This window comes from Salipaludibacillus aurantiacus, from assembly GCF_900111295.1.
In the GTDB taxonomy this organism is placed as follows: Bacteria; Bacillota; Bacilli; order Bacillales; family Salisediminibacteriaceae; genus Salipaludibacillus; species Salipaludibacillus aurantiacus.
Window position 1 is genome coordinate 40,278 of the sequence record NZ_FOGT01000003.1, and the last position, 17,819, is coordinate 58,096.

At 40.4% G+C, this 17,819-nt stretch carries 17 protein-coding genes; 6 read left to right on the forward strand and 11 right to left on the reverse strand.

Translation table 11 applies throughout. The features are described 5' to 3' along the window. Positions 1–6: 6 nt before the first annotated feature. Positions 7–840 carry a metal ABC transporter permease gene (locus BMW59_RS04075; RefSeq protein WP_093047785.1) on the reverse strand — a complete coding sequence of 278 codons (834 nt, stop codon included), beginning with the start codon at positions 838–840 and terminating at the stop codon, positions 7–9. Continuing rightward, the gene (locus BMW59_RS04080; protein ID WP_093047787.1) at positions 837–1,661 is read right to left on the reverse strand and encodes a metal ABC transporter ATP-binding protein; all 825 of its coding nucleotides are present in this window, start codon (positions 1,659–1,661) and stop codon (positions 837–839) included. Before BMW59_RS04080 ends, BMW59_RS04075 begins: the two co-directional genes overlap by 4 nt. A gap of 169 nt (positions 1,662–1,830) precedes the next feature. Between BMW59_RS04080 and ppx the strand changes: the two genes are divergently transcribed. Beyond that, complete coding sequence (gene ppx, locus BMW59_RS04085) at positions 1,831–3,366, forward strand: exopolyphosphatase (RefSeq protein ID WP_093047789.1); 1,536 nt, start codon at positions 1,831–1,833, stop codon at positions 3,364–3,366. 217 nt (positions 3,367–3,583) lie between these two features. Beyond that, positions 3,584–5,683 (forward strand): RNA degradosome polyphosphate kinase, encoded by a 2,100-nt coding sequence (locus BMW59_RS04090; RefSeq protein WP_245732944.1) that lies wholly within the window; start codon positions 3,584–3,586, stop codon positions 5,681–5,683. A 5-nt stretch (positions 5,684–5,688) separates the two neighbouring features. Here BMW59_RS04090 and BMW59_RS21520 read toward each other — a convergent pair whose 3' ends face one another. The 5 genes from BMW59_RS21520 to BMW59_RS04110 all read right to left on the reverse strand — a co-directional run bounded on the left by BMW59_RS21520 (position 5,689) and on the right by BMW59_RS04110 (position 10,132). Further along, complete coding sequence (locus BMW59_RS21520) at positions 5,689–5,853, reverse strand: hypothetical protein (protein ID WP_177174177.1); 165 nt, start codon at positions 5,851–5,853, stop codon at positions 5,689–5,691. A 128-nt stretch (positions 5,854–5,981) separates the two neighbouring features. After that, on the reverse strand, positions 5,982–6,698 hold the full coding sequence (locus BMW59_RS04095; protein ID WP_093047791.1) for a transglycosylase SLT domain-containing protein: 717 nt from the start codon (positions 6,696–6,698) through the stop codon (positions 5,982–5,984). 144 nt (positions 6,699–6,842) lie between these two features. Continuing rightward, entirely contained in the window at positions 6,843–7,715 is an 873-nt protein-coding gene (locus BMW59_RS04100; RefSeq protein WP_093048492.1) for a metal ABC transporter permease, read from the reverse strand. Then, on the reverse strand, positions 7,715–8,473 hold the full coding sequence (locus BMW59_RS04105) for a metal ABC transporter ATP-binding protein (protein ID WP_093047793.1): 759 nt from the start codon (positions 8,471–8,473) through the stop codon (positions 7,715–7,717). Before BMW59_RS04105 ends, BMW59_RS04100 begins: the two co-directional genes overlap by 1 nt. Positions 8,474–8,776: 303 nt before the next feature. After that, entirely contained in the window at positions 8,777–10,132 is a 1,356-nt protein-coding gene (locus BMW59_RS04110; protein WP_177174178.1) for a two-component system sensor histidine kinase NtrB, read from the reverse strand. 171 nt (positions 10,133–10,303) lie between these two features. On the opposite strand from BMW59_RS04110, the gene BMW59_RS04115 reads away from it, so the two are divergent. Then, positions 10,304–10,558 (forward strand): DUF2624 family protein, encoded by a 255-nt coding sequence (locus tag BMW59_RS04115; RefSeq protein WP_245732955.1) that lies wholly within the window; start codon positions 10,304–10,306, stop codon positions 10,556–10,558. A 142-nt stretch (positions 10,559–10,700) separates the two neighbouring features. Here BMW59_RS04115 and BMW59_RS04120 read toward each other — a convergent pair whose 3' ends face one another. Further along, positions 10,701–11,600, reverse strand: coding sequence for a deoxyribonuclease IV (locus BMW59_RS04120; RefSeq protein ID WP_093047799.1), 900 nt, complete (start codon positions 11,598–11,600; stop codon positions 10,701–10,703). A gap of 26 nt (positions 11,601–11,626) precedes the next feature. Further along, on the reverse strand, positions 11,627–12,925 hold the full coding sequence (locus BMW59_RS04125; protein WP_093047802.1) for a DEAD/DEAH box helicase: 1,299 nt from the start codon (positions 12,923–12,925) through the stop codon (positions 11,627–11,629). 193 nt (positions 12,926–13,118) lie between these two features. On the opposite strand from BMW59_RS04125, the gene vrrA reads away from it, so the two are divergent. The 3 genes from vrrA to BMW59_RS04140 all read left to right on the forward strand — a co-directional run bounded on the left by vrrA (position 13,119) and on the right by BMW59_RS04140 (position 15,576). Next, on the forward strand, positions 13,119–13,793 hold the full coding sequence (gene vrrA / locus BMW59_RS04130) for a VrrA/YqfQ family protein (protein WP_093047804.1): 675 nt from the start codon (positions 13,119–13,121) through the stop codon (positions 13,791–13,793). A 129-nt stretch (positions 13,794–13,922) separates the two neighbouring features. Then, on the forward strand, positions 13,923–14,414 hold the full coding sequence (locus BMW59_RS04135; protein ID WP_093047806.1) for a CarD family transcriptional regulator: 492 nt from the start codon (positions 13,923–13,925) through the stop codon (positions 14,412–14,414). A gap of 196 nt (positions 14,415–14,610) precedes the next feature. Next, positions 14,611–15,576, forward strand: coding sequence for a 4-hydroxy-3-methylbut-2-enyl diphosphate reductase (locus BMW59_RS04140; protein ID WP_093047808.1), 966 nt, complete (start codon positions 14,611–14,613; stop codon positions 15,574–15,576). 415 nt (positions 15,577–15,991) lie between these two features. Here the strand turns inward: BMW59_RS04140 and BMW59_RS04145 are convergent, their stop codons facing one another. Continuing rightward, on the reverse strand, positions 15,992–17,110 hold the full coding sequence (locus BMW59_RS04145; RefSeq protein WP_093047810.1) for a Nif3-like dinuclear metal center hexameric protein: 1,119 nt from the start codon (positions 17,108–17,110) through the stop codon (positions 15,992–15,994). Beyond that, complete coding sequence (locus tag BMW59_RS04150) at positions 17,110–17,817, reverse strand: tRNA (adenine(22)-N(1))-methyltransferase (RefSeq protein ID WP_093047813.1); 708 nt, start codon at positions 17,815–17,817, stop codon at positions 17,110–17,112. The genes BMW59_RS04145 and BMW59_RS04150 overlap by 1 nt, the downstream gene beginning before the upstream one ends. Between the last annotated feature and the right edge of the window lie 2 nt (positions 17,818–17,819).

Genomic DNA, 17,819 nt, shown 5'->3' on the forward strand with positions numbered 1-17,819 from the left:
TCTTTGTCACATAGACTGCTTTTTCGTCAAAATGATCGTTCCGATTAACAAAAGAACATTCGCCATTACAATCGTACCGCCTGGCGCCAGATCAAGGTGGAAGGCACTCACCAGCCCCGCAACGACCGAAATTTCTCCAAACAGCACAGCGTAAAAGAACAGCTGCTTAAATCCCCTTGCAAGTCTCATAGCGCATGCAACCGGCAATGTCATTAAAGCGGATACGAGAAGGATACCGACTATCTGCATGGAAATGCCTATTACAAGAGCAACCATAACCATAAAGAGAAAATGAAGCGGCATTTTAGGGATCCCGGCGATCACAGCCTGTTCTTCATCAAAACTCAAAAAAAACAGTTCTTTATAAAAGAGTATAATAAGACCGGTGACCACTGCCGTTAAACTTACTACAACGTAAAAATCTGTCTGGTTTATAGCGACTACACTTCCAAATAAATAATTAAACAGATCGTTATTAAAGCCGTCAGCAAGAGAAATAAATACTACCCCCAGCCCTATTCCGGCTGATAAAATAATTGGAATAGCCAGTTCTTTATAGAACCTGTAAACAAACCTTAATCTTTCAATAAGAAGTGAGCCGCCGACTGAAAAGATCATTCCCATGTAGACCGGGTTTAAAGCTGAAAAAAACGTCACATGTCTCCCAAGCAGCATGCTGAAAGCAATTCCTGTTAATGTAATATGGGATAAAGCATCAGCCATAAGGGACAATCGCCGGACCACAAGAAATACACCTAAAAAAGGAGCGAGAAATCCAATCATTAACCCAGTAAAAAGAGAATAACGTAAAAAATCATATTGGAAAAAAACGTCTATCATTCCTGTCCTCTCCCTGCGTCGTCATGATCATGGTGGTGATGGTGGTGTCCATGGTCATGATTATGCTCGAGAAGATTTACTTCATGGCCATACATAGCTGTCATCATTTCTTCTTTATTGTCTTCAAACACATGCTTATCTCCATGGAAGTGCAGGCACTTATTCAGGCAGGCAACATCTGTCACGTATTCAGACATTGCACCGATATCATGTGTAACAAGAATAAGGGTCATTCCCTTCTCATTGTTAAGCTCTCTGAGCATGGTATAAAAGTTGCTTACTGATTTTGCATCGACACCCACCGTTGGCTCGTCCAGAATAAGGATAGCAGGATCGCTGACTAATGCCCTCGCTATAAATACCCGCTGCTGCTGCCCTCCTGACAGCTGTCCGATATTCGCCTGAGTATAATCTTCCATACCGACTTGGGCAATCGCTTCCCTAACCTTTTCCTTATGCTTTTTTCTTAAAAAGCGAAAGAGCCCTACTTTTCCATAAAGCCCCATTGACACTACTTCAAAAACAGTAGCCGGGAACCCGCTGTTAAAACTGTTTGCCTTTTGTGAGACAAAACCAATCTCACTCCATTTGTCAAATTTTTTTACCGGAACGCCATTTAGTTTAACAGCTCCTTTATCTGGTGTAAGAAGCCCTAATATACACTTAATAAGAGTAGATTTCCCCGAGCCGTTAGGACCTACCAGCCCAAGAAAAGAGCCATGGGGAACCTTTAGGCTGATGTCTTCTAAAACGTTCTGGTTTCTGTAAGCAAACGAAAGGTTTTCTATTTCCACAGCTGGTGTGTTTGTATGGGTGTTCATGACTGATCCCTCATTAAAATTTTATAAGAATGATTCCGATTTAATATCTCATCGTAGTATACATGAGCTATATTCATTTGTAAATCATTCAGTTTCCGGCAGTATGACTCGATTATCCGGATTATGAACTATATAATAGGGGAAAGTCCCCTAAAAGGAGTGATGAGAAATGGAACCTCAAAAAATAGGTATCATTGATATGGGGTCAAACTCTGTACGTTTTGTCATTTACGAGGTCGACCGCCATGCCTGTTATAAGGAAGTTCAAAACTTGAAAGTAATTGCACGCCTTAGTACATATATTAATACTGAAGGTTATATGACAAGTGAAGGAATAGAAGTGATCCTTAATACTTTAACGAAATTTAAAAAAGTGGCCGATAAATTTGGTATAGACGACGTACGTGGCGTTGCGACTGCCGCTGTCAGAAATGCTGGCAACCGGAAAGAAATACTTGAAGCCATTAATACACACGGAGTATTCAAAATTCAGATCCTCTCAGAGCAGGAAGAAGCTTATTACGGCTATTTAGCTATTACTAATTCAACTAATTATAAAGAAGGCGTTACTATAGATATTGGCGGAGGAAGTACGGAAGTGACATACTTTAAAGACCGTCGCCTAATCCATTCCTTCAGTTTTCCTTTCGGAGCCCTTACATTAAAAAAACAGTTTGTCAAAGATGACACACCAACTGAAGCTGAATGGAAAAAACTCCGGGCCTTTCTCAGGGAAAGTTACGCCTCTCTTCCCTGGCTGAAAGAAAAAAACGCCCCTGTCATAGGTATAGGAGGCTCAGCTCGGAACTTGGCGCTTGTACATCAGAACCAGATCAATTATCCTCTCTCAGGTTTGCACCAGTATGAAATGACCAACAAGGATGTATGGGCCATTCAAAATAAATTAGCTTCATTGCCCATAAAGAAAAGAGAAAAAGTTGATGGTTTATCAAAAGACAGAGCGGACATCATTTTACCAGCTGCCGCTGCGATTGAAGAACTTATCGCTTACGTCAACACGTCTTCCTTTATCGTCAGCAACAAAGGACTCAGGGACGGCTTATTTTACGAAAAGTTTTTAAATAATATAGAAATTACTCATTTCCCTGACGTCACTCAGGAAAGTATTTATCAGTTAGTTAAAACTTACCAGGATGACGAAGAGCATCAGCGGCGGATCGCCATATTATCGTCTTACTTTGTAAACGAACTGAACAAGCTGGGAGAAACTCATATAACAAGCAAAGAATTAAAGTTGCTCCAATGGAGCTCTCAGCTTTTTTACCTGGGGAGTGCCATTCATCCTGAGTCTCAAAGCCAGCATACTTTTTACTTGCTTACTAACCAGTCGATTGACGGCCTTGGACATTTAGACCGTTTGTCTATTGCTTTTATATCTTCGTTTAAGTCCAAGTCTCAGCTGAAACAATATATAAAGCCTTTCAGACACTGGGTTACTGCAAACGATATAAATAATTTTGAACTTATGGGTTCAATACTAAAACTGTGTTACGGCTTGGATATTTCTCAAAGAAATGTTGTTAAGAAAGTGGAACTGGATACTTCCGGCAGTAAATCTCTTGTGGTGAATATCTCATATGAAGGTGATCCATATTTCGAATCCTTTCATGCAAATAAGTATAAAAAACATCTGGAGAGAAGTCTTAATAAGACAATAACTTTAAACTTTACAGACGACCATTAAATATTTACAAAAAATTAATACTCATTTGTTAAACTCTTATATGAACGTAACAACAGGTGACAGGTGAAGTGCTGGATGTCTCCCCATGACATCCAGCGTTTACTGGCAGAGATTCAGTCATTATTAGGTGCCGTGACTAATAAAAGAATGGCCTGACAGGAATTAACCGGTAGTTACTAATCAGGTTAAAATATTTGCTTTTATGGAGGGAAACTAATTGACTGACAACAGTAAAGATATTAATTTGCATGACCCTTCTTATTATAATAATAGAGAACTGAGCTGGCTGGGGTTTAACGAACGTGTTTTACAGGAAGCATTTGATGAACGCAATCCCTTATTGGAAAGGCTGAAATTTTTAGCTATATTCAGTTCCAACCTTGATGAGTTTTTCATGGTCAGGGTGGCAGGGCTGAAAGATCAGGTGAAGGCTGGTTATAACAAACCCGAAAATAAAGCTGGTCTCACCCCGAAAAAACAGCTTACGAAGATTTCTGAAGAAACACACAGGCTGGTTCGTTTACAGGATGAGCTGTTCCCTACTTCAATTGAACCGCAGCTCGAAGAAAAAGGTATTAAGTTCCTGAAGGTGGATGAATTAAGTGAAAGCCAGTATAACTATATATCACGTCATTTTAATAACTTTATCCTGCCGGTTTTGACACCGATGGCTATTGATGCTTACAGGCCTTTTCCTATGCTGCTTAACAAAAGTATAAATTTAGCAGTAGTGCTTGAAAATGAGGAAGATGATCCTCATCATAAACTGGCTATCGTACAGGTCCCTGGAGTGTTAAAACGAACGCTGCCGCTGCCTGCATCGAAATTTTCCAACGAATATATCCTCATGGAGGATCTTCTCAGCCATTTTATAGGCAAGTTGTTTAAAGGCAATAAAGTTAAATCTGTTTCTCCGTTCAGAATTACCCGAAATGCTGACCTGACAATTCATGAAGAAGCATCGAGGGATTTACTTAGGGAAATAGAAAAAGAGCTTAAAAAAAGGAAATGGGGTGCAGCTGTCCGTCTGGAAATGCAAAAAAACCGTATGGATAAAAAGGTATTATCTTTTTTAACTGACGTTCTCGAATTAAAAGATCACGATCTTTATGAAGTAGCAGGACCTTTGGATTTATCCTTTTTCTCAGCTTTTTACAGTGAAGCAGCCCATGATTTTGAACACCTTGTAAATGAAACAGTTATCCCGCAGCCTCCTGCGGATTTGTGGAATAAAGAAGACTTGTTTAAAGCGATAAGGGAAAATGATATCTTCCTCCATCACCCTTATGAATCTTTTCAGCCTGTGGTGGAACTGATCTCTAGAGCAGCGGAAGATGAGAATGTTCTGGCCATAAAGCAGACCTTATACCGGGTAAGCGGCGACTCCCCGGTTATTAAGGCTCTGGCTACCGCTGCTGAAGCTGGCAAACAAGTCACGGTTCTCGTGGAATTGAAAGCGCGGTTTGATGAAGAAAAGAATATTCAGTGGGCCAAAAAGCTGGAGAAAGCCGGTGTGCATGTTATATATGGTATTACCGGGCTTAAAACTCACAGTAAGATTACACTTATTATCCGTCACGAAGGTGCACACATTCAGAGATACGTCCACCTCGGCACAGGAAACTACAATGACAGCACAGCTAAATTATATACGGATATGGGGCTTTTAACATCAGCTGAAACTTTTGGCATAGATGCCACTAACTTTTTTAACCACCTTAGCGGTTACAGAAGAAAACCTAATTGGAAAGAAATTGCCACTTCACCTTTTGAAATGAGAGAATCTTTTATTCATCTCATAGATAACGAAATCAGTTATCAGCAAAAGTATAACAACGGGCACATCATAGCTAAAATGAATTCTTTAACCGATAAACCGATCATTTTAAAACTGTATGAAGCAAGCAGGGCAGGCGTAAAAATCGATTTAGTCGTCAGAGGCATCTGCTGCCTTAAATCTGGTATTCCTGGAGTAAGCGAGAATATTACGGTAAGAAGTATTATAGACCGTTTTCTTGAGCACAGCAGGGTTTTTTATTTTTATCACAACGGGGCAGAAAAGACATACCTCTCTTCTGCAGACTGGATGACAAGAAATATGGAAAAAAGAATTGAGATCCTGTTCCCCATTCACTCGCCTCACATAAAAGACCGGATAAAAAACGTTCTTACTATCACTCTGCAGGATAATGTTAAAGCTCGCGTTCAGCAGTCTGATGGAAAATATACTTATGTAACGAGGAATGAAGGCGACACTATTATTCAGAGCCAGGAAATTTTCTCACAGCAGGCTGCTATGTTTTTTGAAGATAACTGATCTAATCAGAACCAGTCGTCCGGGCCTATTAATTGGAACGGTGATTGAAGAACGAAAGGCGGCGACTCCGGTGGGATCAGCGATCTTTTCCCCGCGACGAGTAACCGCAGGAGCACAGCCTGAAAATCCATTCTGACGATGCTCGTAGAGTCAGAATTAGTTGAAGACAAGTCCCACGGAAAGCGACCGCCGGTAGATGAGATCGTGAGATATCTTACTTTTCTTTCAAAAAAGGCTGTTGGGAATACTTTCTCAACAGCCTAAAAAAACTCTCACCAGAGGTGAGAGTTTTTTATTCCTAATTCTCATAGGCTACCAAATCAAATTCCTGAGCATTTTCCTGAATTTCCACAGCATACCAGCTCTTTGCGTCTCCGTTATCCTCAATATACTGTTCAAGCCCGTACATTCCCCGATGGTAAGCAGTCAAGGCATGGTCCCAGTCTCCATATTGTTCATAAAGATAATCTAAATATACGATAGATAATTGAATAGAATAGTGCGGATCAAACAGCATATCATCTTCATACTGGAGACCAGCCATCTCTGCAATCCATGGGCCGGTGTTCTTCATAAACTGAGCCATTCCGTAAGCATGTCCATATTTTGTTTCGGGGCCGACCAGTTCAGGATCGAACTGCCCTCCTGTTTCTACTTTAAGTAATTCATAAACAAGAAAAGGATTGATTTCTTTTTTTTGGGCTTCAAGGGCCAGAAAGAGACCCCACTCTTCTTTAAACAGTCCGCCACTATCTTCGTAAAGGTAATCGGCGACTTGTTTTGCTTCATTCCAGTTCTCATACCCGCTCACTTCATAATCCTCGGGCAGTTGGCCTGCATAGCGTTTCATGCGCTCAATTTCCAAATCTCGTGCCTGCTGTTTCCTTTGCTCTTCCTTAGCCACCTCTAACTCTTTTATTTTTTCTTTTGTTTGCCTATATTCATTTGCTAAGACTATAGAGGAGCCTGCAAGGGCAGCAATGGCAACAATCATTATAAGCGTTCTTATACGCATCTGATTGTCCCTCCTTTTTAAACTGTACATCTCTCATGTACAAGACAGCATCATACCCCATATAACCTCTTCTTGCAAATTATAAACCTGAAAAGAAAAAGTCTTTACCATCATCTGGTAAAGACTTTATTTTATAACTCTCATTTAAGGCGCTACAGTTTCATTTTTAGGTTTCTTGAGCATTTTGAAAACTAGGCCCTGCTTTGGTGCGAAGAAAAATGCAATGGCGAACAGAACTGAAGCAACCAGTACAATGGACGCCCCTGAAGAGACATCGTAAATAACTGAAAAAAACAATCCGGTAACGGCTGAGACAACTCCGAAAAAAGCAGAAAGGAAAAGCATCACTGAGAACCTTTCTGTTAAGAGATAAGCAGTCGCCCCGGGGGTAATAAGCATAGCGACCACGAGAATAATTCCAACTGTCTGCAAGGAAGCTACCGTAACGAAAGACAGCAAAAGCATAAGCATATAATGAATCCACTTTACAGGAAGACCTGTTGCTTTAGCCATTGTCTCATCAAAAGTACTCAATAAAAGAGGACGGTAAAAAATAACAATGGTCCCTAAAACAAAAATACCTATTCCTAAAGTGAAATATAAATCTGTTCTCGATACAGCCAATACATTTCCGAACAGAATATGCCATAAATCCACGCTCGTTCCTTGGAGAGCGGTAATCAGGACTACCCCTGCGGCGAACATAGCCGTAAACATAATTCCAATAGCAGAATCTTCTTTTATACGGCTGTTCTGGGAGATAAAGCCAATTGCCAAAGCTGTTAATACACCGGTAATGACTGCTCCCACAAAAAAACTCGCGCCGAGCATATAGGCAATGACTACACCGGGCAGAACAGCATGGGAGATGGCATCCCCCATTAGAGCCATTCCTCTAAGGATAATAAAGCAGCCAATCACACCGCATATTATGCCTACTAACACAGCAGCGAACAAGGCATTTTGTAAATATGGATAATTCAACAGCTGAAAAATAAATGAATTAATATTTTCTATCAAGGCCCGACCACCACCATTTCATTACCTTCGTTAATGACAGCCGCACTCCCTCTGTATGCTTCTTTCAAAAAGTCCGGTTTGTATACCTCTTTTACGTTTCCTGCGTGAATAAGCGTCTGATTGAGCAGTACGAGCTCATCGAAGTATTTCTCCACCTTGCTCAAATCATGATGAATGATAAATATTGTTTTCTCTTCTTTACTTAATTGATGTAACAGTTCAACAATTATTTTCTCCGATTCTACATCAATTCCCACAAACGGTTCATCAAGGAAAAACAGGTCCGCATCCTGGGCCAGGGCTCTCGCTATAAAGACACGCTGCTGCTGCCCTCCTGAAAGCTCTCCTATCTGCCGGTTAGAATATTCCTGCATTCCGACTTTTTCGAGGGCTTCACGGGCACGGCTTCGATCTTCCCTGCTTGTTTTTTTATACCAAGGAATGTGCATGAACCTTCCCATCAGCACCACATCTTCTACACGCACCGGAAAATCCCAGTCTATGGAATTCCTCTGCGGCACATAGGCCACTTGTTTTCTTATAGCATTGATTTTCTTCCCGAAGAATAAAACTTCCCCTTTGCTTTTCTCAAGCCCGAGCATCGCTTTCATTAGAGTAGATTTCCCAGCACCATTCGGTCCGATTACTCCTACTATCATTCCTTTAGAAACGGTAAATGTTATATCCCGGATAGCCGTCTGCCCATGATAATGAACAGACAGCCGGTCAACTTTTATCGATCGTTCATCTGCCATTCTGTTTCCTCCTTCAAAAACCCCTTACGTTCGAATTTGTATAGGCAAAGTTCATTCTAATATATGCTTATGCACAATTATTGTGCAACCCGCTGAAAAAGTTGTGTCTAATTTAAAAACTTTCCCTAGGTAAACTTTTTGCTTAGTAATAATTATAAATGAAGTTCTTGAATCTTTCAATCTTACTCATCTGAAGTCCGCATTTTTGTTACAGTAAATTCACTGGGGCTGAAAATATGAAAAAACGGAGATTACCAAGGAATAAAAATAGCCCTCGCCTTAGGCGAGAGCGCATTTTATTTCTTACTCTTGATTATCTTTATAAGAGAAAAGCGGGAGCTGCAGGGTAATGACTGTCCCTTTGCCAGGTTCACTGTTAATAATAAATTCGCCCTTATGCTCTTCCAGTATCTGTTTCCCCAGGGGAATTCCAATCCCTGTCCCTTTATCTTTAGTTGTAAAAAAGGGCTCATTAATTTTGTCAATGAGATCAGCCGGAATTCCCGGCCCTTCATCTTTAAGCTGAATGAAATAACTTTCTTTAATTATAAATGTCGTTAAAAGGAACGATCTGTTCTTTGTTTGACCTTCGTATGCCTCGATCGCATTTCTCATCACATTAATCAATACCTGTTTGATCATTTGCTCATTTACGTATAAATAGTGGGAACTTTCCTGAATATGATAAGTAAACTCCACGTCATGAAGTGTACATTCCGAACGGAAAATCATTAACATAGATTCAATCAGGTCCTCAGGCTGAACATAGCGCTTATCAATTTTCTTCCGGGAAATAGACAGGAAATCTTCAATAATCTGGTTCATCCTGTTAATTTCTGAATAAATCGTATCATAATAAGTCGTCAAGCTGTTTGACAGTTTGGACAGCTGGATAAAACCTTTAATTACTGAAAGCGGATTTCTTAATTCATGAGCTACTCCGGCTGCTATTTGAGAGACCGCCTGCATCTGCTGCTGATAAGTCAAAAGCTGTTCAAAACGTTTTTGAAAACTTTCATCTTTTAGCATAATAATATAATGGTCCCCGTCCACCACACCTTGTATGACCAGCCGGACTTCTTCCCTCCGGTACTCCTTAGTGACGTCCCTCTTAGTGTTCACAAGTTCTTTTAACATTCTTTCATAAATATAATAAACTGGATGAAGCTCTTTTCCAGCTTCAACAGATGGGCAGATTTTCACCGGCAGACCCAGTTGTGTGTGCAGCTTTTTATAGTGGCTGTTACATGTGACGATATAGCCTTTATCATCCAGAAGCAAGGCCGGAATAGGTACTTTTTCCATCAGGTCTATCCGTCTTTTGACAAGTGACGAACGTTTATTGCCAACTATTATTATTTTCCCTTTTATTTTTAAACCTTTGCACTCAACAAATATCTCTTGATCACTGGTAAACAGGGAAAATATCTCTTTTACCGGTTTTTCTTCTTTATCAATAGTGAAAATGAATTCCTCAAATTTCCCGCGGGGAAAAAAATTTTGATAAGGCTCGGAAATCAACTTCAGAAGGCTGCTATCCTGCAAGACAACATCTTCAGTTTCCAGCGTTTCATTCAATATTAGGCTAAAATCTGAAGATAAATGAATGATTGCCTGATAAATTTCTTTATTCAGTGAACCTTCGTTGACTTTCTTCACGTAAAAGCTCCCCTTGTGATTAAGTATATATTTAAATTGGAACAAATTCTCAGACTTTAATAATCCATCCATTATTATACATCAAGAAGGAACAAATTTCCCCCAAAATCATAAATTAAAAAGATGCTGCCCTAAAATTTATTATAATAAGGAGGCTGTCCTTTGAACCATGTGATAAAAGATCTTATTAATAAGAAAGTTAATTCCCTGACTTTAAAAGACCTTATAAGACTGAGCCATCAGGAAGGAATTCCGCTTACAGTAAAAGAAGGAAAAAAAGTGCTGGAGATTATTCATCAACAGCCTTTTGATATTTCAGATAAAAAGAAAGTTAATGAACTGAAACAAAAACTTCAAAAAGAATTTCCTAAACATTCTCAGTCAGCCTTGGCCCTGCTCAAGCAATATGAGCATTATTTAGATTAACTATAGGATTGTAAACAGGATTTTGCCGAACCTCACCCGGCAGCTCTCCTTTTCCAGGAAGCGCATTAGCGTGTAGAATTCCGCTCATATTCAGGTAAACAAAAAGGGTGTCCCAAAGTCAGACTTTGAGTCACCCTTTTTGTTATTCTGCTGGCTGGCCCAGTAATTCTTCTTTTAACGACGGATTAAATTGACGTTCCTTCAACATACTGATCTCTTTTTTATAAGGAGGCTTTTTGTTCTTTTTATCTGCGCCTACATAAGGGGTCTCCAAAATTTTTGGAACACTCGAGAATACGTCGTGATAAATAATCCTGTCAATGGCTTCAAAACCGATATGTCCAAAGCCTATATTTTCATGACGGTCTTTTTTCGCTCCGCACTCATTCTTGCTGTCATTGACATGCAGGACTTTTATGCGGTCCAAACCGATAATTTTATCAAATTCCTCCAAGACCCCATCGAGATCATCTATAATGTCATAACCTGAGTCGTGAACGTGGCAAGTATCAAAACAGACGGAAAGCTTATGATTATGTGTCACGCCATCTATAATAGCAGCCAGTTCCTCAAATGACCTGCCGCATTCAGAGCCTTTACCTGCCATTGTTTCAAGGGAAATCTGGACATCCTGTTCAGGGTCCAGCACTTCGTTTAACCCTTCAATAATTTTACTGATTCCTTTTTCGGCTCCTGCACTTACATGAGCTCCCGGGTGAAGAACTATTTGCTTAGAGCCGAGAGCTTCTGTCCGGTCAATTTCACTTTTTAAAAAATCTACACCAAGCTTAAAAGTTTCCGGTTTGGTCGTATTAGCTATGTTAATTATATAGGGAGCATGGACGACCATATTTGAAATACCATGTGCTTTCATATGTTCATGTCCAGCTTCAATATTTAAATCCTCAATTGCTTTTCTGCGTGTATTTTGCGGCGCACCTGTATAAATCATAAATGTAGAAGCACCGTAGGAAGCCGCTTCTTCACTGGCAGCAAGAAGCATTTTCTTTCCGCTCATAGATACGTGTGATCCTAATAACATACCACTTCCCCCTTTCCCTCTGGCAGCTAGCCTTTACGGCGGTTTATTCTTCTTTGCCTTTTCGCCTGTTCTTCCATTTTCTGCTTAAATTTTTTCTTATACCCCGGTTTTACTTTTTTAGGTTTTTTTAAATTTCCCGGTTTTACGGATTGATCAGAAGAAGTCTTTCGCTGTTGGAAGTTCCGCTTTTCAACTGTCACCCATTCTCCCTTTTTCACTTCTTTGTATTCAAATGTGATGCCCTGCTTTTCAAGTTTTTCAATGCTTGTCTGATCTGAACGGCCGTAAATTGTGATGGCTGTCCCATCCCATCCGGCACGAGCCGTTCTCCCTACACGATGGACATAATACTCAAGTTCTTTTGGAATCTCATAATTAATTATATGGCTGACACCTTTAACGTCGATCCCTCTCGCTATAAGGTCAGTCGCAACAAGGTACTGAATCTCAGCATCCTGAAGCTTTTTAAGTACTTTTTTCCTGTGGCGCGGAGGCATATCGCCATGGATACAGTCGACGTTCATTCCTTCTGCCCTCATAACTTCATGAATCTCATCAGCCGTTTCTTTAGTATTAGTAAACACTATCGCAAGAAACGGCTGGAGGGAGGAGGTGATTTTTAAAAGAATATCTTTTCGATCCCTGTCTCTGTCAGGAACAAGCCAGTGGGCAATATTTTCAGGCGAGGCTCCCGGTGCTTCTACTTCTACTTGTTTTGGATTCTTCATGTATTTCCTTAGAAACGGTTTAAGTTTTTCAGGAATAGTTGCTGAAAAAACAAGGAGCTGCAACTCGTCACTCATCCGTGAAGCAATCTTGTCCACCTCTTCCAGAAAGCCCATGTCCAGCATCTGATCAGCCTCGTCTACAACGAACGCCTTTACAGAAGCCGGTCTTAACGCCTGCTCGTTAAGCATATCCAGAATACGCCCCGGCGTTCCTATAACGATATGCGGCTGCTGCTGAGCTTTCTCGATCATTCGGAGTCTGTCAGTGCCGCCTACTACTAACTGAGCAGTAATCAAATCATCACTTTCTTCAGCATATATTTTAAATACTTCATAAAGCTGGAGAGCCAGCTCTCTTGTCGGAGCAGTAATAACAAACTGGGTTGATTTCTTTTCTGTTTCCACCCTGTCTAAAATTGGGAGTAAAAACGCCAGTGTTTTTCCCGTCCCTGTTTGGGAACGGCCAATCACGTCCTGCCCGTTTTTAATTGAGGGAATAAGACGTTCCTGGATTTCTGTCGGTAATGAAATACCTTGTTGTTCTAATGTTTGAATTAGAAATGGTTTTAATTGAAAACGTTCAAAATTATGTTTCATTCTTTTTCCTACTTTCTGTCTTGAGTCTTCCATTATTTTTAATGATGGTTGACGCTAATTATTCATTTTATCATGAAAAATGTATCTTTTGCCAGTTTATTTAGCTTGCCTTCCATGATAAGCGCCCATACAATTTCTTCAGCTTTGCATATGACTAAGAAGAGAAGGTCATGTTTGAAAGGATGATCACCATATGTTCGGTCCGCGTCCTTTTCCGCCGAATACTATGCAAGCCCCACCTTTTTCATCATTCCCAGCCGGGCCGCCGCCTCATGGGATGGGCCAGTATCCATTTCCTGCAGCTGGGCAGAGCGGAGGCTTTTTATCAAAATTTTTCGGTGGAAATGCTGCTGTTAATAATGTTACCTCTGCTGTAAACGGGTTATCTTCCGGACAGGGACTAAATTTAGGTCAAATGCTCGGTATGGTTCAAAATGCGCAAAAAGTGATTAAGACTGTCCAAACGGTCGGTCCCATCGTTCAGCAGTATGGTCCTTTAATTAAGTCTCTTCCCCAGTTAATGCAAATTTTAAGAACGAGTGAAAGCAGTACTGACAACACTGCCGGTACTGAGGATGACAGTTCTGAAGATGACAATTTGTCTGAAATGACAAATGAAAATGAAAGCGAGGAAAATAGCTCAGAAAACGAAGAACAGAACTCAGAGGTAAAAAAGAAGGATTCAAAGACAGAACAGGATAGTCGCCCTGCTTCTTCCTCTAAAAAAACAACTGAACCTAAGAGTGTCTCTAAAACCAAAAGAAAAAAAGCAGTCCGCTCTTCCAAAAATCAGCCTCCCTCTAAAAATAGACGGATAAAAAAAGAGGATAGAACAGATAATATTCCTAAACCAAAGTTATATATTTAATAAAAACCTCTAATTTACCAAGAGGTTTTTCTCTCATTTCCATTGACTATTTTCTCATATCGTAGTAAAATTTTAAATTTATTTCCATTTGTGCTATACTGGGTATAATATTACTTTGGAGGGATGGCCATGTTTAATGTGGGAGACACTGTTGTTTACCCGTACCACGGGGCTGGCAAAATAAAGGATATGGAAGAAAAAGATATATTAGGTAAAAAAATGACGTATTATGTTGTTTATTTTCCTTTAAACCACGTCACTTTAATGCTTCCGGAAAACCGCATCGGGGAATCCGGACTGCGTAAAACAATTGCCATGGAGCAGCTGGAAGAGGTAGCAAATGCTCTTAAAGCCTGCGAAGCTCCCGTAAAAAAAGAAGCAGCAAGACCATACTCTAAAGAAAATGAAACCCTGCTTAAAACAGGATGCATTTTGGATGCCTGCAGTGTGATCGCTAATCTGACTTCAAAAAAAGGAGCCAGAAATAACGGGCTTCATATGGAAGACAGGAAAAATTTAGACCGTGCAAAACAATTTATTATCAGTGAACTTATGTTAGTTAAAGAGATGTCAGAAGATGAAGCTTTGAGCTTTATCGATGAGCATGCTGAGGCTACATAAACAGCCGTCAAATTCTGCGGATGCCTTTAAGGGTATCCGTTTTTGCGTGTCAAAGATAAAGTTTATACCGGCGGCTGTTCATTTGTTTGTCACAGCCGCCCATAGCCTTTATAATAAATATGTGTCTCATGTGAGAATAAGCAGAATAATAGTTAAGACACTGTATGAGGCTGATTCGTTTACCAAGGAGGATTCCATGGAAGTAATGAAGATTTCACCAAGAGGATATTGTTATGGGGTTGTAGACGCAATGGTTATGGCTAAGCAGGCAGCTGCCAACCTTGAATTGCCCCGGCCGATATATATATTAGGCATGATCGTTCATAATAAACACGTAACAGATGCTTTTGAAGAAGAAGGCATCATTACACTTGACGGACCAAACAGACTGGAAATTCTTAAACAAGTCGATAAAGGGACAGTGATATTTACAGCTCACGGGGTCTCACCTGAAGTCAGGGCTCTTGCAAAAGAAAAAGGACTTACCACAGTGGATGCCACGTGCCCTGATGTAAATGTGACCCATGACCTGATCAGGGACAAAAAAGATGAAGGATATGAATTCATCTATGTCGGCAAAAGCGGACATCCTGAACCTGAAGGGGCAATTGGCGTTGCTCCTGATATTGTTCACCTTGTAGAGTCAGAAAAAGATGTTGATAGCCTGGAACTTAAAAGCGATAAAATACTCATTACGAATCAGACCACAATGAGTCAATGGGATGTTTCCCATATAATTAATGCAGCTTTAAAGAAATACCCTAAATCAGAAGTTCATAATGAGATTTGCATGGCTACACAAGTGCGTCAGGAAGCAGTAGCCGAACAGGCCGGCGAAGCTGACCTTCTGATTGTTGTAGGAGACCCTAAAAGTAATAACTCTAACCGGTTAGCGCAGGTCTCTAAAGAAATCACAGGTACACCAGCCTATCGCATAAGCAATGTTAATGAATTAAACCTGGAATGGCTGAAAGGCATCAATAAAGTGGCGGTCACATCAGGTGCAAGCACCCCTACTATTGTTACAAAAGAAGTTATCGCGTTCTTAGAAAAATTTGATGAAGATGATCCACACACGTGGGATACTACAAGCAGTGTGAAACTGACAAAGATTCTCCCGAAAGTTAAAAAGAAAAAAACGGAGAGTAAGAGCTTCAGCTAATCGGGCTGTTCCCAATTAGCTTACAAAAAAGAATGAGGCTGGGACAAAACCCAGTGAATAAGAATGGCCCTCACTTATGTGAGAGCCATTTTTTTATATCTCATATTATTAATGGAGGTTGTATGTCAAAAAATACACTCGCTTGCCGCGGGCAAGGCTTCAGCTAATCGGGGAAGAACACCCCGATGGATCTTCAGCCCTTGCTTTTCCCGCAGGCGTCTCGTAATTTTTGACAACCAACGGGTTTGAAACAAAACTCATTTAAAAGAATGTACACAAAAAGGATACCTTCTGATAAAGTTAGAGTCACCACAACCAAACAGAATCGGAAGTATCCTTATGTTTAAAGATTATAACATGTTATATTTTAATTTACAAAATTAAAAATGTTAATTTCTTTGAAAGGCCAGCTTCTTTACATAAACCGGAACGGGTCAGTATGAACAGTTGAAACAAGAACCTCTGTACTGTAATTGTTTTTATCAACAAACTCTTTAATTTTTCTTCGGACGCCTTCTTTCATTATTTTTTCAACGTTATGGCCTGGGTCAACCATTGCCAATCCTTCCATCATAGCGTCATGAGCCACATGATAATATAAGTCGCCCGTCACATATACATCTGCTCCTTTAAAGAGCGCAGCAGATGTATATTTATTACCGTCTCCTCCAAGAACCGCTACCTTTTTTACCTGGCGGTCTCTTTCTCCAACTACGCGCACACCTTTAACATCAAAGGCTTTTTTTATTCTTTGTACAAAGTCATCAAGTGACAGAGCTTGTTCCAGGTAACCAACTCTTCCTAAACCATGTACTTTACCTGGAGAGGCCATTTCATAAAGATCATACGCGACTTCTTCATAAGGATGAGCTTTTTTCATAGCGTTCAGGACTTTCTTTTCAATACTTTCATGAAAAACACTCTCAATTTTCACTTCATCTACGTATTCCATTTCACCTTGCTCCCCAATAAATGGATCCGCTCCATCTCCAGGCTTAAAAGCGCCCATTCCTTTTGAATTGAAACTGCAATGACTGTAATTTCCAATATGACCCGCCCCTGCTTCTCCTATAGCTTCACGCACATCCGCGGCCTGGGCCTCAGGAACAAAGACAACGAGCTTTTTTAAAGGGTCATTCACCGTCTCCACCAGTACATCAACATCCTGCAAACCGATAGCTTCTGCCATCATGTCATTTACCCCTCCCGGAGCGACATCAAGATTCGTATGGGCTGCATAAACGGTTATGTCATGCTTAATCAGCTTTTCAATCGTACGGCCGTATGTGGAGTCTGTTCTTAGTGCCTTTATAGGCTTAAAAATAATAGGATGGTGAGCGATAATTAAATCAACCTCTTTTTCTATCGCCTCATCAACGACCGGCTCCAGCACATCCAGAGCTACCATCACTTTACTTACTTTTTTATTTAAAGTTCCTATCTGTAAGCCGATTTTATCTCCCTCGACAGCATAAGACTTAGGGGAAAATTGTTCAAAAGACTGTATAATCGTTTGACCGTTTGCTGGTTTCATTAAGCTAATTCCTCCTTCAGCCAGGTTATTTTCATTTTGATATCCTGCTTTTTCTCTCTTAACCCCGGGCGGGTTACTGCTGTTTCCAATTGTTTATCAATTTTCTCTAGTTGAGCTAATTCCCTTTTCCACTTCTTTTCAAAAGCAGAGTTTTTATTCTTTAAAAGGCAAGGACCCATCCACAGTTCCTTTTCCAGCATCGAGCTGTAATTTTTGCGAGCGTTTCCTTTCTCGGCAACTGCAATTTCATAAACATGGTCGTCCTCTTCAAGAATCGCTTCGTCAACCAGGTTCCATCCGTTGTCAAAGAGCCATTTTCGTACATGATCAGAAGCGACATTCGGCTGCAAAACCAGCCTGTTTACTCCTTTGAGCAGCTCTTTGTCTTTATCAAGGATTGAAGCTATTAAAGGTCCGCCCATCCCTGCGATTACTACTGTGTCAACGCTCTCTCCTTCCAGGACAGCTAACCCGCTCCCCAGTTTTGCCTTTATTTTATCATTTAAATTGTGTTTTATGATTTGTTCCCGGGCTGATGAGAGCGGCCCCTCATTGACATCACCTGCTATTACAAAAGGGCTCTTTCCTGTGTCTGTTAAATATACAGGCAAATAACCATGGTCAGATCCTATATCGGCCACCACGGCTCCTTCTTTTATAAATTGACTCACTTTTTCTAATCGTTTTGATAATTTATCTTTTTTCATCG

Excerpts from the sequence above, each read along its gene's own strand:
- BMW59_RS04120 (WP_093047799.1), bottom strand. The coding sequence starts at position 11,600 with ATGTTATTAGGATCACACGTATCTATGAGCGGAAAGAAAATGCTTCTT.
- BMW59_RS04135 (WP_093047806.1), top strand. The coding sequence starts at position 13,923 with ATGTTTAATGTGGGAGACACTGTTGTTTACCCGTACCACGGGGCTGGC.
- BMW59_RS04080 (WP_093047787.1), bottom strand. The coding sequence starts at position 1,661 with ATGAACACCCATACAAACACACCAGCTGTGGAAATAGAAAACCTTTCG.
- vrrA (WP_093047804.1), top strand. The coding sequence starts at position 13,119 with ATGTTCGGTCCGCGTCCTTTTCCGCCGAATACTATGCAAGCCCCACCT.
- BMW59_RS04125 (WP_093047802.1), bottom strand. The coding sequence starts at position 12,925 with ATGAAACATAATTTTGAACGTTTTCAATTAAAACCATTTCTAATTCAA.
- BMW59_RS04075 (WP_093047785.1), bottom strand. The coding sequence starts at position 840 with ATGATAGACGTTTTTTTCCAATATGATTTTTTACGTTATTCTCTTTTT.
- BMW59_RS04095 (WP_093047791.1), bottom strand. The coding sequence starts at position 6,698 with ATGCGTATAAGAACGCTTATAATGATTGTTGCCATTGCTGCCCTTGCA.
- BMW59_RS04145 (WP_093047810.1), bottom strand. The coding sequence starts at position 17,110 with ATGAAACCAGCAAACGGTCAAACGATTATACAGTCTTTTGAACAATTT.
- BMW59_RS04140 (WP_093047808.1), top strand. The coding sequence starts at position 14,611 with ATGGAAGTAATGAAGATTTCACCAAGAGGATATTGTTATGGGGTTGTA.
- BMW59_RS04105 (WP_093047793.1), bottom strand. The coding sequence starts at position 8,473 with ATGGCAGATGAACGATCGATAAAAGTTGACCGGCTGTCTGTTCATTAT.
- BMW59_RS04150 (WP_093047813.1), bottom strand. The coding sequence starts at position 17,817 with ATGAAAAAAGATAAATTATCAAAACGATTAGAAAAAGTGAGTCAATTT.
- ppx (WP_093047789.1), top strand. The coding sequence starts at position 1,831 with ATGGAACCTCAAAAAATAGGTATCATTGATATGGGGTCAAACTCTGTA.